The organism is Gimesia chilikensis, from assembly GCF_008329715.1.
In the GTDB taxonomy this organism is placed as follows: Bacteria; Planctomycetota; Planctomycetia; order Planctomycetales; family Planctomycetaceae; genus Gimesia; species Gimesia chilikensis.
In genome coordinates this window covers 214,491-229,485 of the sequence record NZ_VTSR01000020.1, presented here as the reverse complement: position 1 = coordinate 229,485, position 14,995 = coordinate 214,491, and the positions used below count along the sequence as shown (strand labels likewise).

Here is a 14,995-nt window from a genome sequence, read left to right as displayed (position 1 = left end):
AAATTTGCTTCAATAAATACTGAAAGCCTACCTAATCATTTTGCCACTCAGATCCAGGATTCGGAAATATGAGCCAGGAGATCGTCTACACCTCCGCACCTAAGGGCTTGAAGCCTGGCAGCCGAGGATTCTGTACCGTGATCGCCACCCAGGGGATGGCCCGGAACCTGGCAGAACGTTTGGAATCTCTAAGCGGCTACCGCCACGCATTTGCGGTACATGACGAAAACGCCCACCTGAATCCGGTCAACTACTCCCATCTGAAGGTTACGGTCGGCGGTCAGGAGTATTCAGTTTTATCCCGTATCTGCGATGCTGGCCAGGACTATACAGGGCGTACCAACAAGCTGGCCCACCATGTGGCTTTGACGCGTTCTGAACGTCCCCCCGCAGGCCCTGCTTACCAGTTGCAGAAGCCTGGGTTCTGTGTCGAAGAATGGGACTCTCAGACCCGTTACACTGAAATGAACTGCCATCATTTAAGCAGCGACCACCCTCCGCTAACCCAGTGTACCAGCTGGTCGCGCTGGTGCGATGCGGGCTGGGCAGGTGTGCTGGCACAATCCGCTTTAGAAGGCAAGAATCAGACACAGACGATTATCTTTCCCGTTGAAGCCGGCAGCAGCACGCTTGCCTTGGTGGCCGAAGCCTTACAGCTGTTGCCGGAAAAGAAACGCTGGGATGTCACCTTCAGCACCTATTTTACAAAGCTGCCCGCGGGCGTGGATTGTCAGTGGCGTTTTGTGCTGGATGGTACTCCCGAAGCAGACGCTGCCAGGCGTAATCCGCGGATGCATTTAATTGACCTCTGTGCTGATCTGGGAACCGCTCCGGAAGGAACACTTATTGAAGCCGCAAGGACAGGGCAACTACCACAACAGCAGGCGACTGAGGCGGTAAAAAATACCAGAGACATTGATTCTAGCCCGACATCAGCATCACCAGTGGCAGCTGCCTCTCCCAAACGCCCTCCGAGTCCTCCTCCCCTGGCGCAACATTTTCAGAAAACGAAATCGAATCGGGGCCGGTCTCTTCTGATTGGCACAGGCGTGGTTCTGTTTCTGCTGTTGATTGTGGGAACAGGTATCTTGTTAATGCCAAGTCATAACAATGATCAGGAAAAAGTTGCCCAAACTACAACTTCAGCACCAGAAATGAAGAACAAACAAAAGTTAAAAGAGATGGAGCAAGCCCAGGCAGAGGCGGCTGAGAAAAAAATGCAACATCTAGCCGCCGTCACTAAGGTTGAAACACCGACCATCGAAGAGCCTCCACAGGCTGAGGATAAACCCAAAGTGGTGGAGGTCACAAAAACAACAGGCCCCCCTCGGGAAGTCGAGGAAGTTAAGATGCGCGATACTTATCTCGTGTTTGGTAAGCATCAGGACTTAGATTTAACGAAAGCTCGTAACAAGAAAGAGGCTGACGGTACGTCCCCTCAATTCACTGGAGGCAAGCTGTTAGTGCTGCCTATGTCCCATGTGACGATTCATCTTCCGGGTCGACTGGAACTGACAGTCCACGAGAAATCGGAAATCGAATTACCCATATCCGCGCAGAGAGCGAAAACAGGCAATAAAGCAATTCCCACCATATCGTTGAGATTTGGTCGGATCACTTTGCTGAACCGGGGGCAGGAACCTCATAAGATCAACGTAAATGTCGCGGGGCAAACAGATCAGGTCGAAATGATTCCTCTTGGCTTTCCTTCAAATATCCCTGCAGAACTGGACGTGATTGTCCCATTGGCTCCCAGTGTTAGCCAGCAGGAACAACAGAAATATTATCTCAAGAAAAAGGGTAATATTATTCTCAGTTCAAACAACAAGTTCTTGTCGAAAGACAGAAAATATGAAGCCGCAGTGAAACAGGCAAAGAGCAATTTAATTTTCTCGCGGGAAATCATTTCAGCCCTGTCTTCAGAAAATGCAGCATCCTCTGATCCGAGATCTGAAAAATACTATCGCAACCTGAAACGGATTATGCTGAAAAAATTGGATCAGGCTCAGGGGCAGCAAAAAGCCCAACTTGCCCTGGGGCTGGGACTGCTAGGCGAGGTAGACCCTGTGGTCCAGGCACTGATGCAATCAGATAATGATCAAGAACTGGCAGAATCATGGCCTGAGTTTATAGACGTGCTGAACTGGCAACTGGTCAGCCTACCCGAGAGTGATCAAGCGGCTCAGGAAAAATTGGAAGAACAGGTCTGGCAGGCGGTGAATAGACGGCTGACACCAGAAGAATCAATTCCCAGAATTTCCGAATTGAGAACAGAGTATGAGGATCAGCTGAAGGCCTATCATGCAGAGAAGGAGCAAGCGGAAAAAAAAGAGAAACCAGAGCTACCCCAAGAATTAGAGGATGCCTGGAGCCGCCTTCAAACCGCAGAGAATTTATTGGACTTGATTCGCGGAGACACGACACGGTTAAAAAAAGACACCTTTGATGAAGGTGGAACTGTTCAAGCAGAATCGGTTTTGCAAAATATCAAACGCGACATTTATTTCGAGAAGATTTTGCAATATGGGAGCCAACAATTGAAAGTAGGCGATTATTTATCAAGAGCCCTTGTAATCTGGAACCTTGAACGAATTACCCGAAAGCAACACACAAAATCTCGATTTTCTAATCCCTCTGATGCTGATGATCCCAAGGCCATTGAGTATTGGATAAATGAGTTTGATAAAAGAAACTAGATCAAGAAGATCAAAAAATGGAACATCCACAGATAGTAGGCTCGCTCCGGTGATTCTTTTTTAGTTCTTTCCTGTCAGCTGAGAAAGGACTTAATTGTTCTGATTTGCACAAAAATCAGGTAATTCTACCTGGAATGATCAATACGCAACACATCCCCAGAAAATCAAATCAAAACTCTCGTTTCTGATGGACATGCATGTTAGTATATATGTCACTGGAGACTTTTGTTTCACCCCGTAGCCAGATTTATCCTGGTAGATTTACGTTAATTATTACGATTTCTATATCAATGGTCGGGGGGAAGTTTCCTTTGAGTGATCGTTCAGAGGGGGAAAATTTGTGTCGACGGGTCGTGGGCAAAAAACAGCTCAAACATTGCTAAAACAAGTCATCTGTCCCCACTGTTGGAGTGAATTCCCCCCTGAAGAGATACTCTGGGTGGCGGCCCATTCAGATCTGACAGGCGATCCCCTTCTGGGCAGTGATGCTCAACAGCGGTTTCTCCCCACCCGTTTTAATGTCCAGGGGAAGGCCCTGGATATTAAGGGGGTCCCGTGCAGTAAGCTCGCCTGCCCCCAATGTCACCTGCTGATCCCCCGACAACTACTGGAAATGGAACCATTCTTTATTTCAATTCTGGGTGCCCCCGGTTCAGGGAAATCATATTTTCTGGCAGCCATGACCTGGAAACTCCGATCGATATTGAGCAGTCAGTTCGGCCTTAGTTTTGGTGATGCAGATCCTGAAGCTAACCAGCTTTTAATCAATTATGAAGAAGAACTGTTTCTCAATTCTGACGACGATAAATTAGTTGCGCTCCGAAAAACCGAACTGGAAGGCGGGGAATTATACGAGACAGTCAATTATGGATCTGGGAGAACTGTGCAATATCCGAAACCATTTGTATTTCCCATCCAGCCAGAAGCGGGACACCAGTATGGTGCCCACAGCAGACGACTCGCACGTGCCTTATGCCTGTATGACAATGCGGGCGAACATTTTCTTCCGGGAAATGAAAATGCAAACAGACCGGTTCAGCATCTGGCGGTATCGCGAGTTCTTCTCTTTTTGTTTGATCCGACACAGCACCCCAAGTTCCGAAATGCCTGTAAAGATCAAAGCCAGGATCCACAGATTTTGAAGAATGTCTGGAGTAATCGTCAGGACCTGATCTTCCAGGAAGCGGCAAACCGGATCCGAAACTATAAGGGGTTGCCGGCGCATGAAAAGGATGATCGTCCCCTGGTAGTTGTGGTCACAAAATATGATGCCTGGTGCTCATTGGCCAGTGGGAAGCCTTTGAAGGAAGAGTGGGTAACCAGTGCCACGCAGTCTGCTTATCAGGGGCTGAATCTAAAGCAGTTGCGCAATATTTCAAGGCAGGTACGAGAAATTGTATCAAAGTATGCTCCAGAAATGGTCTCTGCTGTAGAAGGCTTTTCGTCAGATGTAATCTACATTCCGGCAAGCGCTCAAGGACAAGCTCCAGAACTGATTGAAGAATCAGGCTATTTGGGTATTCGTCCCAGGGATATCAAATCGATGTGGATTGAAATTCCCATGCTCTATGCCCTCCACCGCTCTGTACCTGGCCTGATAGCCACGGTTAAAAATGGGGAACAAAAAAAGAAAGTATCGTCGTCAACCATGCAAAAGACGTCCGATAAGGACCACTCTTCCTCACCTTCATAGCCGCGTTTATTCAGGGATTCGCTAACATGAGTCAGGAGATCGTCTACACCTCCGCCCCTCAAGGCTTGAAGCCTGGCAGCCGTGGTTTCTGTACCGTGATCGCCACCCAGGGAATGGCCCGGAATCTGGCCGAACGCCTGGAATCCCTGAGCGGCTACCGCCACGCATTTGCGGTACATGACGAAAACTCGCATCTGAATCCGGTTAACTACTCCCACCTGAAGGTCACGGTCGGCGGTCAGGAGTATTCCGTTTTATCCCGTATCTGCGATGCTGGCCAGGACTATACAGGGCGTACCAACAAGCTGGCCCACCATGTGGCTTTGACGCGTTCTGAACGTCCCCCCGCAGGCCCTGCTTACCAGTTGCAGAAGCCTGGGTTCTGTGTCGAAGAATGGGACTCTCAGACTCGTTATACTGAGATGAACTGCCACCATTTAAGCAGCGACCATCCTCCGCTAACCCAGTGTACCAGCTGGTCGCGCTGGTGCGATGCGGGCTGGGCAGGTGTGCTGGCACAATCCGCTTTAGAAGGCAAAAATCAGACACAGACAATTATCTTTCCCGTCGAAGCCGGCAGCAGCATGCTGGCTCTGGTGGCCGAAGCCTTACAGCTGTTGCCGGAAAAGAAACGCTGGGATGTCACCTTCAGCACCTATTTTACAAAGCTGCCCGCGGGCGTGGATTGTCAGTGGCGTTTTGTGCTGGATGGTACTCCCGAAGCAGACGCTGCCAGGCGTAATCCGCGGATGCATTTAATTGACCTCTGTGCTGATCTGGGAACCGCTCCGGAAGGACCACTGGTCGAAGCCGCAAGGACAGGGCATCTTCCTCAACAGCAGAAGATAGAACCGGTCGTCTCATTTCGTGAAGCACCACTGATTCCACCTCAAGAAGCTGTACAACATGATTCGACTGCAGAGTTTCCCGATATCCCCGAGTCGACTCCACCGGTGCCTCCTCCCCTTGAGAAAACGCGGAGAACTCCCGGCCCTCCCCCGTTGGAGAAACATTTCCGCAAACCAAAGAAAAACAGCCGGAAACTACTCATGGGGGCGGCAGTCATACTGCTCCTACTTTTAAGTGCGGGGATTGGCTACCTGATGATGCCGGGGCAGAACAATGTCTCAAAAAAAGTTGCCAAAACACAAACGCCACCACCAAGGAAGAAGAATAAAGAAGATCTTGAGAAGATTCAGCAAGCCAGAGTGAAGCAGGCTCAGAAGTCTGCCCCACCATTGACACCGAATGAAGATCCCGAAGAGCTTGTTTCGGTTACTCAGACCAAGATGACGCCTGAACCAAAGCCAAAGAAGAAAAAAACACCACCAAAGAAAAGACCGCTGGATGATGTTCGTATAAAACACCACGGGGTGCTTCCTTTGCCGTCACTTGCAAAAAACATCGGTGCTAACAATCAAAGTGAACTGACAAAAATATATGTAGAAGATGTAAAAAAGTGTGAGCTTTCAATTCTGGGGAGTGAGATCGTACTTGGAAATGGTAGCCATTTTTTAGTGAAACCAGTTTCGGATAAACCAAATCAATGGGCTGTAATTAAAAAGATCAAGAATGGATTTGGTGAAAGCGTTGTGGGTAAATTTCAGTTAGTTGAAAATTCATTAACGTTCGGTTGGGATGAAAAACCTCCAGAATTAGGGTACAGCCTGAAATATTGCCTATTGAAAATCACAGTTGATAGTGAAACAGTATATTGCCAACTCTCTAAACCAGTCATAACAAAACCGATCCAACTCAGTTTTGCCTCTCCCCGAAAATTAACAGAAGTCCAATTTCCGTCGGAAGCTGGTCCACTCCCTCCTATAGGTAATATACAGCTCGATTTATTTGCTAAGGGTCTTTCAAAAGAACGCTTGAAAGGGTTCAGCAAATTCAAAATTCCTACGCAAAATACTATTAAACATAATAGCGAATACAGGATCAGTATTTTCAACCCTATAAGTGAAGACGATACAGAAAAGCTCCTTGACCTAATTATTAGCTTTAAAAGATTGGAGAGAAGTGTAGAAAGTGGAATAACTATTGAGGCAGAAGCTATTGGAAAAAAACTTAAGGGAATGGAAAAAATTCCTTGGAATGCAAAAACATCTATTCCGGATATCAATAATAACCTGAAAAAAGAATGCAAAAGTTTAATCAATAAGACAAAGTCTGATTTGTCAAATCATGAAAAGAAAATTATTGAGCAAGAAAATATAGTGAAGGCTATTAAGGAGAATCTCAAAAATATTAAAGCCGACCCAAACCTTCCTAAAGGTAATGCACAACAAAATCAAAGAGTTCAATATTTACTCAAGCATTATAAAATCCCCTCGATTCAGGCAGGCGAGGAGTTTCTGAAAAATCAAGCGAGCATACTAACTAATATGAATATGACCAAAATGAGGCTTCAGGATAAAATTTCATTTTTCTCTAATAACGAATTGCTATGCAACAAAGTACTGGAGCTCTTCGACCAACTCGAGCGGCAGGTTACGATCGATTACGAGCTCTTTATAAGAATCAAAGACAAGAAGGTTGTAATAGTCACAACCAGCCCCAGTAGTCATCAGCATTAGCTTCTATTATTGACGAATGCTTTTGACACCCAGCCGACCAGGGTCTGGGTTTCGGAAGGAACTAGTTACAACACCTGAGTCGATATAAAGATTCCGTCAGGGACTTAAAGTAATGAGAGAGCAGCAAAGTATTATTGAAGAGATCCAGTCGATCCTGTCTTCTGACATTGATGCGGAACAGGAAGAACTGGAGTCCCTAGAGGGACGATTCGTCAGCGCGGTTGAAGAGACCAATGCACGGCTGCGGGAATGTGAAAACCTTCTACACCAGGGATTACGGACTGAGGCGCTGGGAAAGTGTGAAATCGTCCCGAATCTGCTGGATATCGTCGCGATTCTGGATTTCCCCGGGCGTGAGGTCTGGGTCGATTATATCTCCCAATTCGATCTGCCGGCTCCTCCGGAATTACAACTTGATATCGCAGCTGATCTTAACGAGGCGTATTCAGAAGAGCAGCCGTTAAATGGTCTGATGCGTTTAAATCGATTACATGCCCTGGCACGCAGTCCCTTAAAAACCCGCATTGGGATTCTGCGCCGGCTGGCAGAGGCTGACCAGACCAACCCGATCTGGGAAGACGATCTGCACGTTTTCGAACGCGCGCGTCAGAATCAGCTTAAAGATGAAGCGAATACGGCAGTAAAACAATTGGACTCAAAACAGCTGGCTCAGCTGGAACAGGAACTGCTCGATCCCAACTGGCTGGAAAGACCTCCGAAAAAACTGATTTCAAAGGTATCCGCCGCCCATGCGCAGCTGCGCGCCAAAGAGGCACGCAAAGAAATGACAGCAATCGAAGAAGGCCTGACGACGGCTTTCAGCGATTTTAATCTTCAGACCGCGCGCAGTTTGCGTCAGCGCTGGAATGCTCTGGTTCCGATTGCCAATCTCTCAGACGACGACCAGTTATGGGAACTGGCAGGGCCAGCTCTGGAATGGCTGGATCGGGAAGATCAGCAGGAGCAAGAGGAGCGAGACTATCAGACAGCACTTTCGCAGCTGGAACAGGCTTTAGATTCTGAGCTCCCCAAAGAAGAACTGGAACGACTTTATTATCAGGCTGTCAAAAATGATCGAGCGCTTCCGGACGTACTACATCGGCGACTTTCAGAACGCCTCGAATACCAGGAACTCGCAGCTCGGCGGAAAGGGCGGTTAATCATTTCCTGTGTTGCCATGGGAGTCTTATTGATCGGCGCCGGGATATCCTACCTGATCGTCAGACAGATCCACAACAAAGAACTGGCCACATCAGTGGCTGCTGCCACCGAATTGATTGAGTCTGCCAGGGAGAAGGGAAATTTCAAAGAAGTATCCAATTACTTCGAACAACTGGAATCAGAGAATCAGAGAGTTGCGGAGAGTCCTGATATCAGGAAACTCAAGGCAGAGATGAAGCTTGCGATTGAAGCAGAGAGCGGCCGGCAAGTTAAATTTCAAAATATCCTTGATGACGCTCGCGCCCGGGGTGTCCTGAACGCCAGTTGGGAGAATATGCCCGCCGCCCTGAAACGCCTGGAAGAAGCGAAAGAAGTCGCCATCACCGATGCAGAGTATGGTCAGATTCTTGAATTGACGCGTAAGGTGAATGAAAAACAGTCCGGAATGCAGGAAGAGGTAGATAGTCGCTTCAGGGCAGATTTAGACAATTTAAAATCAAGCATGGCTGATGCTGACCAGGAAAATCTCACTCAACTGCAAAATCTTTTAAAACAGGCAAACGAGCTCAATGACCGCCCCCGTGTGAGTGCGGAATACGCGGTCCTGGTACCTCCGTTGATCAACTCCCTGAATTCCATGGTTACTACCACGCTGGAAAAACAGCGGGAGAACCGGGCTCTGTCGCAGATTACAGATGCGATCGGAGATCGCAACAGGTACAAGTCAGCCTTGGAGAAGTATTCTCATGCTCGGCAAACGGCTCGCGGGAAAGCCCTTCAGCAGGTCCTCGAGGACGAGTTTTCAGTCTGGGTTGGGGTCAATGCCTGGAATCAGTTTATCGATCGCAGCACACGAACTGATTTCGGGACACTCTCCGCAGATGAATCAAAGGTCTGGGAAAGCGAAGCCAGAAAAGCACAGGAAGAATATAAAAGCTTTCCAACTGCAGAAAGCATTCAACCATTGGTCGACATGCTGCACTCCGTAAATAATCGCATTTCTGAAAGCGGCGAGAAGTTACAAAATCAGTTAAATAATGTTTTCAACAATGAAACTGTTGCCAACCTGCTGATGATCAGAACAATCGATGGCAAAAGGTACTATTGCAAGGAACCACCCAGATCAAGTGGCTCGGTGCTTGTGGTTAATTATCTGGAAGGGTTCGACTTAGTCAAAATTGGTGGTGTCGAACGTATTGAAAAAGAAAATATCGAATATCCCCCCCAAAGTGAAAAAGTTAATTATGCTGCGCCACAGGCAGTATTCAGCTCGTCAGCACAGGATCTGATGTCCGAACTTGATCGAAAAGGATGGGAGACGACTTTCATCGAGATCCTGGTATTGCTGTTTGATAATACCGAGATGGAACCGGTTCTCAAACTTCAGTTGATCGAGAGTATCTTAAAAGTGGCATCCCAGGGCAGCTTGTTTATCAAGCAGGAATTTACTTCCCACATGAATCTGATAGCGAATTCCAATCTTGATTTCACCGTGAATTGGATCGATCCAGAAAACATCCACAGCAATCTCGCCAGAAAAAAAGCAATACGAGTTCTGGACAGAATGGAACACCCGAAAACCGCTCTCAAATCATTAGAAGCTTATAAAGCGAAATGGAAGAATCCTGTTCTCGCAAACCAATATGAATGGTATGGCTGGATGATTGAAGATAAAGCAGAGGAAAAGTGGGTCTGTAAAACAAAAACGGTACCTGATGAGTCGGAAAACAAGAATTTATTTGCCATCTACCCTAAGTCTGAAACAGTTCAAATCGTAAAGGTTGGAGAAGTTCATAAAGGTAAGGTCACCCTTTCAGGACCTTCATCTGCTTTACAGGAAGGCCGTCCTGTGTTTTATGTAAAAGATGCGGAGAAGTCAGACTAGAAGACACGTCAGTTGAAATCCGACTGACCAAATTAAAATATGAGGACAGAATACTTTGTCAGATCAATTTTTCATACGAATTCGTGGAAATGTAAAAGGGCCACTCACTGCTGAGCAGATCAGGGTTCAAGCGAATCGTGGTCGTTTTGGACGGCACAATGAAATATCCGAAGATGGTATCAACTGGATTCGCGCCTCTTCACGTCCTGACTTGTTTCCAGCTTCAGTGCAGCCCAAAGTCCGTAAGAAGCAGGAAACAGAAACAGTCTTAGAATTTGAGGCAGAAGACGAGTTGACAGAATCTCCCCGTAAGAGTGATTCATATGAGCTAGTAGAAGCAGCAGATACCGATCAGAAAAACTGGTATTATTCACAAGATTCAGAAAGTCAGGGACCAGTTTCATTTTCAAAGCTTCAGTCATTGGCCTCATCCGGTGCCCTGAAACCGAACGATTATGTATGTCAGGAAGGAATGAATGAATGGGAATTAGGCAGTGAAATTCCTGGTTTATTTTCAATGCCTAAATCTGAAATTATTCCAGTGGTAGATACTGTCGAGGTGAATAATCCCCGGCATTCTGAATTTACGAGAACAGCCCCCATGGCCGTCGCCAGTCTGGTTCTGGGACTGGTCGGTTTCAATGTATTGTTTTTGTTAGGGAGTATCCTGGCAGTCATTTTTGGTCATGTCGCTCTCAAACAGATTAAACAGGCGGAAGGAGGACTCAGCGGTCGTGGTATGGCTATCGCAGGACTGATGCTGGGATATGGAGTTATTTTCGTTTGTTTGATCGTGATTATTATTCTATTCGTGCTAATGCTAATCGGCGTCATCGCGGCGAGTTCGTAGTTCTATCATTGTCTGCTCCATCAATTCAACAACTTAAGCTTTACATAAAAATATTCCGGGAGGATTGTTGGCTATTACCACTGAAGTTCCCCTTTCCTGGTCACGTCAGGATATAGAACAGCGTTTCGCTTTCAAAGGAGGAAGATATACACGTGTCAATACGTTGCTCTCTATTCTGTTGGGAGTAATTCTGACAGTCGTTTTCTACGCGCTGCTCATTCCTCTGGAAGGAACGTTTTTCGCAGATATGTTTACCAGGCGCGGTTTCATTCCGTACCTGATCTGTTTTTTTTCATTCTGGTCACTATCGATTTTGTTTATTAAGTACCGGAAGCTCTCCTATCAAAAGAAAAGTCTGGCTTATATTGTCGTTCCCTCGGATACGAGTTTTGTGTTGTCATCAACCACAGTGGATACAGTGATTGATAATATTTATGAATGTGTTGATGACCCCAGGCATTTTGTACTATTCAATCGGATCATAATCGCTCTCTCTAATTTGAGAAACCTGGGACGAGTTACTGACGTCGACGAAATTCTGCGTTCGCAGGCGGTACACGATGAATCTTCAATGGAAACCAGTTACGCTCTTTTGAGCGGTTTTATCTGGGCGATTCCGGTTTTAGGATTTATTGGAACGGTACTCGGATTATCTCAAGCAATTGGCGGATTCGGAAAAGTTCTTCAGAACAGCGAAGAACTAAGTCAGATCAAAACATCACTACAAGGGGTAACGGGAGGACTGGCGACTGCTTTCGAGACGACTTTACAGGCATTGATCGCAGCCCTTTTCATTCAGTTGATACTCACCTTCCTGAAAAAATCAGAGGAAGAGTTTCTCGACTCCTGTTCTGAATACTGTATTACGAACATTGTCAATAAACTTCGCATCATGCCCTTTGAAACTCAGAATGACAATTGAGCGACATGACCGGCTGGTACTTTAAATCCGATGAAACAGAATATGGTCCTTATTCATTGGATGAACTGATCTACCTGAAAAACAAGGGAAAGATCCCCCCGGGCTCGCTGGTCAAAAACGAGCATCACAGCGGCTGGGTCCGAGCAGAGTCTGTTCGTGAATTGTTTTCAAAAGAACGATTGACGCGTTCCAGAATTGAGCTTGCCTCTTTAGTTAAACCGAACGCCGTCAAAGAGGAATCAGACATCAGTCCTGAAATCGTTGATTTCATTGATGAAACTCCGAACAATACAAATCTTCCTCCTCTGAGGACTGCGCATCGCAACCAAAGTCATAAGAAAGTCATTCTCGGCGTACTGGTGGGGGGAAGTCTGCTGCTGTTTTTATTTCTGCTGATACTCTTTTTATGGAAAGCCCCAGCCCAGCCGGAGACAGTTGCCGGCTCAACATCCTCACAAAGCCAGGGAGCGAGAACTGAAGGGGGGCAAAGCACGGAGGGAAAGACAGGAACCGGTGATACTTTGTCGTCATCTGCAGAATCGAAAAAGAGCGGGGACAGTGTGGTAGCCCCGACGCCGATAGCTGAATCGCCAGAGGAAGTATCACAGGAAGTGTCCCAGGAGTCGAAACCTAATGAAATGAGAAATGGAAGGACCGACAAAGAACCACCTGCATCCGACCTGCTCACCGCCAGTCGACTGGTGACAGCCAGCCCCCGTGATGAGGATGTCTCAGGAAATAACGAGGAAATCAATAAGCGAGTTGAACGCGAGGGTGGGAAAACCGGTGAAGTTCAGATCTCTCTGATTTGGAATAACAGAAATGATCTGGATTTGCATGTGTTATGCCCCTCTGGTGAACGGATTTCATTCGACCACAGGCGATCTGCTGATGGGGGCGAGCTGGATGTTGACATGAATGTCAGAGGCGAATCAACTCGTCCGGTCGAAAACATTTTCTGGCCTCCCCAAGGTATGCAGAAAGGAATCTATCGTGTCTTTGTCCATCATTACAGTCAACACGGATCCCCCGATCCAACCAGGTTTACTGTCAGGATCATTGAGGATGGGAAAAACAGACAGTTTTCAGGAACCCTCAGTACAGGAGAGCCTGCCATGCAGATCGATAAATTATCTCGTTAAACGTCCTGATAGCATGTGGAGTTGATTGTGCTGTTTGCGTCATCACATCCCCGGATATTTTCTTGATTACAAACATAGCTATCCGTTTCACTCAGTTTATCAAATTTTAGAGATCTGCAATGTCTCGACGTGGTAAAAATAGATCAGCATTTTCGCTTTTTGTTTTTCAAGACATCATCATGTCGGTTACTGGCATCATGATTCTGATTACATTGATTCTGTCACTGGAAATGATGGAACGCCAGGAAATGTCTCCGAGAGAAAGAACAAGTGAGATTATTTCTCAGCTGAAAAATGCTGTCGGGGAAGTCGAAGATTTGGAAAAACAATTCAATGCGGGAAAGTCTCAGTTGGAAGATCTTACTCGATTTTCCCCTACTCGATTGCAAACACAAATCAACGAACTGACTGAGCTCACAGAAGTCATGCAAAAGGAAAATACGAGTATTGCTCAAGATCAAATGGAAACTGAAGTTGAAAGAAACAAGGCGCTCGAACAGCAGGAACAAATTAGAGCAGAGCAAAATAAAACGGAAGTAATCCAACGACAAGTCCAGGATTTGAAAGAACGACTGGAGAAGATGAAGCAGGAGAACCGTATTATTTTTAACCCTGCTGAAGGGACGTCTAAAACGCCTTGGCTTGTCGAACTCGCTGCAAACAAAATCAGTGTGGCTGAAATGGGAAAATCTCAGGTACCATCTCAGTTTTCAAATGTGTCCCAATTCAAGGACTGGCTGACAGGCAGAAATCCAGCAACACAATATTTTGTTTTGTTAATCAAACCTGATGGCATAGAGCAGTTCCATTCCATACTGCCTCACCTTAAAGAAAAGAATTATGACGTAGGTTTTGATTTACTCTCCGCGGACCAAAAAGCTATCGATCCTCAAACAGGTGCAGGGAGTGGCTTAGAATGAGTCGAACGCGATGTACCAGTGAGGGCAGTAGCCTCGAATTACTACTAGATACGATTTGCAATACGTTTGGGGGTGTGCTGTTTATTTCAATTTTGGTTGTCATTCTGATCAACATGTCCAGCGACGCTGCTCTGGTCTCTCCACCCGACGAGCCGGCACAGGCTGAGCTAGTGGAAATGCAGATCGAGTTACAAAAATCGCAGGAGCGAATCCAGAAGCTCAAAAATGCGATTGATCAACAGCAGAGCATTGAAAGCCAGTTTGTCGATTCTGATACAAAAATGATCGTTCGAAAATGGACACAGCTCAATGCAGATTTAACCCGGTTACAAGAGAGCAAAGATCAGGCGCTCGCCAATATCAGCAAAGATCAGACCTTAATTAACAAAGTAGCTGCAGAGTCAAAACAAAGTGCCGATGCACTCGCCCAGGCGAAAGAGGAATATAACTCGCTGCTAAGCAGACTTCGGACGGAGGTGGAAACGCGAACCCAGGCTGCTAAGCTACCAAAATTAAGAAGAACCAGCAAAACTGAAATGGTGTTTTTTCTACGCGAGGGGTATTTCTCTTCTTACGCACGAAAGATGGGAGAAGGCACGTATGTTCCCAACACAAATGAAGTGGTTGAGAAAACAGGCCCCCAAGGGGCATACATTGAACCTGTTTCCTCGGCCGGTTTTAAGATCTCGAAAGACGACAACGCCGTCCAGGAATCGCTTGAAAGACGACTGTCTGACTTCGAGCCTAGCCAGCACTATATTGCCGTATTTGTCTCTCCCGATTCATTTGAAGAATTCGCTGTTTTAAAGGAACTGATGGTTCAAAAAGGATTTGAATATCGCTTGGAGCCTTACACACCAGATCAGCGAGTATATATCGGCCCTGCTCAAAATGCCAAAAATGTTCAATAATCTGTAGTCAAGAAATCAGATCATCTGCAGCATGTTAGGGTTCAGTTAGAGTGATTACCGTGGGTTTTCAAGATGCGGCTATGATCTGTTGGACCGAACCGCAGGAGCGTTTTCGACTATGAAGATTGAATGACCGCGTGTTAGTTATTTCAGCGCCGACTTAAGACTATTGAACTGTGGTCAGGCATACTCAACCCCATTTGGTCCGGTTAAGAAATAAGTCGAGGACCACGTGA

General features: G+C 46.5%; 9 protein-coding genes. All 9 read left to right on the top strand.

What is annotated here, in order from left to right:
* Positions 1 to 68: 68 nt before the first annotated feature.
* Positions 69 to 2,696 carry a GAP1-N2 domain-containing protein gene (locus FYZ48_RS23055; RefSeq protein ID WP_149344746.1) on the top strand — a complete coding sequence of 876 codons (2,628 nt, stop codon included), beginning with the start codon at positions 69 to 71 and terminating at the stop codon, positions 2,694 to 2,696.
* Between the two features lie 613 nt (positions 2,697 to 3,309).
* Complete coding sequence (locus tag FYZ48_RS23050) at positions 3,310 to 4,389, top strand: hypothetical protein (protein WP_149344743.1); 1,080 nt, start codon at positions 3,310 to 3,312, stop codon at positions 4,387 to 4,389.
* Between the two features lie 26 nt (positions 4,390 to 4,415).
* The gene (locus tag FYZ48_RS23045) at positions 4,416 to 6,968 is read left to right on the top strand and encodes a GAP1-N2 domain-containing protein (protein ID WP_149344741.1); all 2,553 of its coding nucleotides are present in this window, start codon (positions 4,416 to 4,418) and stop codon (positions 6,966 to 6,968) included.
* 112 nt (positions 6,969 to 7,080) lie between these two features.
* Entirely contained in the window at positions 7,081 to 10,014 is a 2,934-nt protein-coding gene (locus tag FYZ48_RS23040; protein WP_149344739.1) for a hypothetical protein, read from the top strand.
* A 55-nt stretch (positions 10,015 to 10,069) separates the two neighbouring features.
* Positions 10,070 to 10,864, top strand: a complete 795-nt coding sequence (locus FYZ48_RS23035) for a GYF domain-containing protein (RefSeq protein ID WP_149344737.1) — start codon at positions 10,070 to 10,072, stop codon at positions 10,862 to 10,864.
* Between the two features lie 67 nt (positions 10,865 to 10,931).
* Positions 10,932 to 11,786: a MotA/TolQ/ExbB proton channel family protein gene (locus FYZ48_RS23030; RefSeq protein ID WP_242022746.1), complete on the top strand. Its 855-nt coding sequence runs from the start codon at positions 10,932 to 10,934 to the stop codon at positions 11,784 to 11,786.
* 5 nt (positions 11,787 to 11,791) lie between these two features.
* Positions 11,792 to 12,928 carry a GYF domain-containing protein gene (locus FYZ48_RS23025; protein ID WP_242022750.1) on the top strand — a complete coding sequence of 379 codons (1,137 nt, stop codon included), beginning with the start codon at positions 11,792 to 11,794 and terminating at the stop codon, positions 12,926 to 12,928.
* Between the two features lie 119 nt (positions 12,929 to 13,047).
* On the top strand, positions 13,048 to 13,848 hold the full coding sequence (locus FYZ48_RS23020; RefSeq protein WP_149344733.1) for a hypothetical protein: 801 nt from the start codon (positions 13,048 to 13,050) through the stop codon (positions 13,846 to 13,848).
* Positions 13,845 to 14,759, top strand: a complete 915-nt coding sequence (locus FYZ48_RS23015; protein ID WP_149344731.1) for a hypothetical protein — start codon at positions 13,845 to 13,847, stop codon at positions 14,757 to 14,759. Before FYZ48_RS23020 ends, FYZ48_RS23015 begins: the two co-directional genes overlap by 4 nt.
* Positions 14,760 to 14,995: the final 236 nt, after the last annotated feature.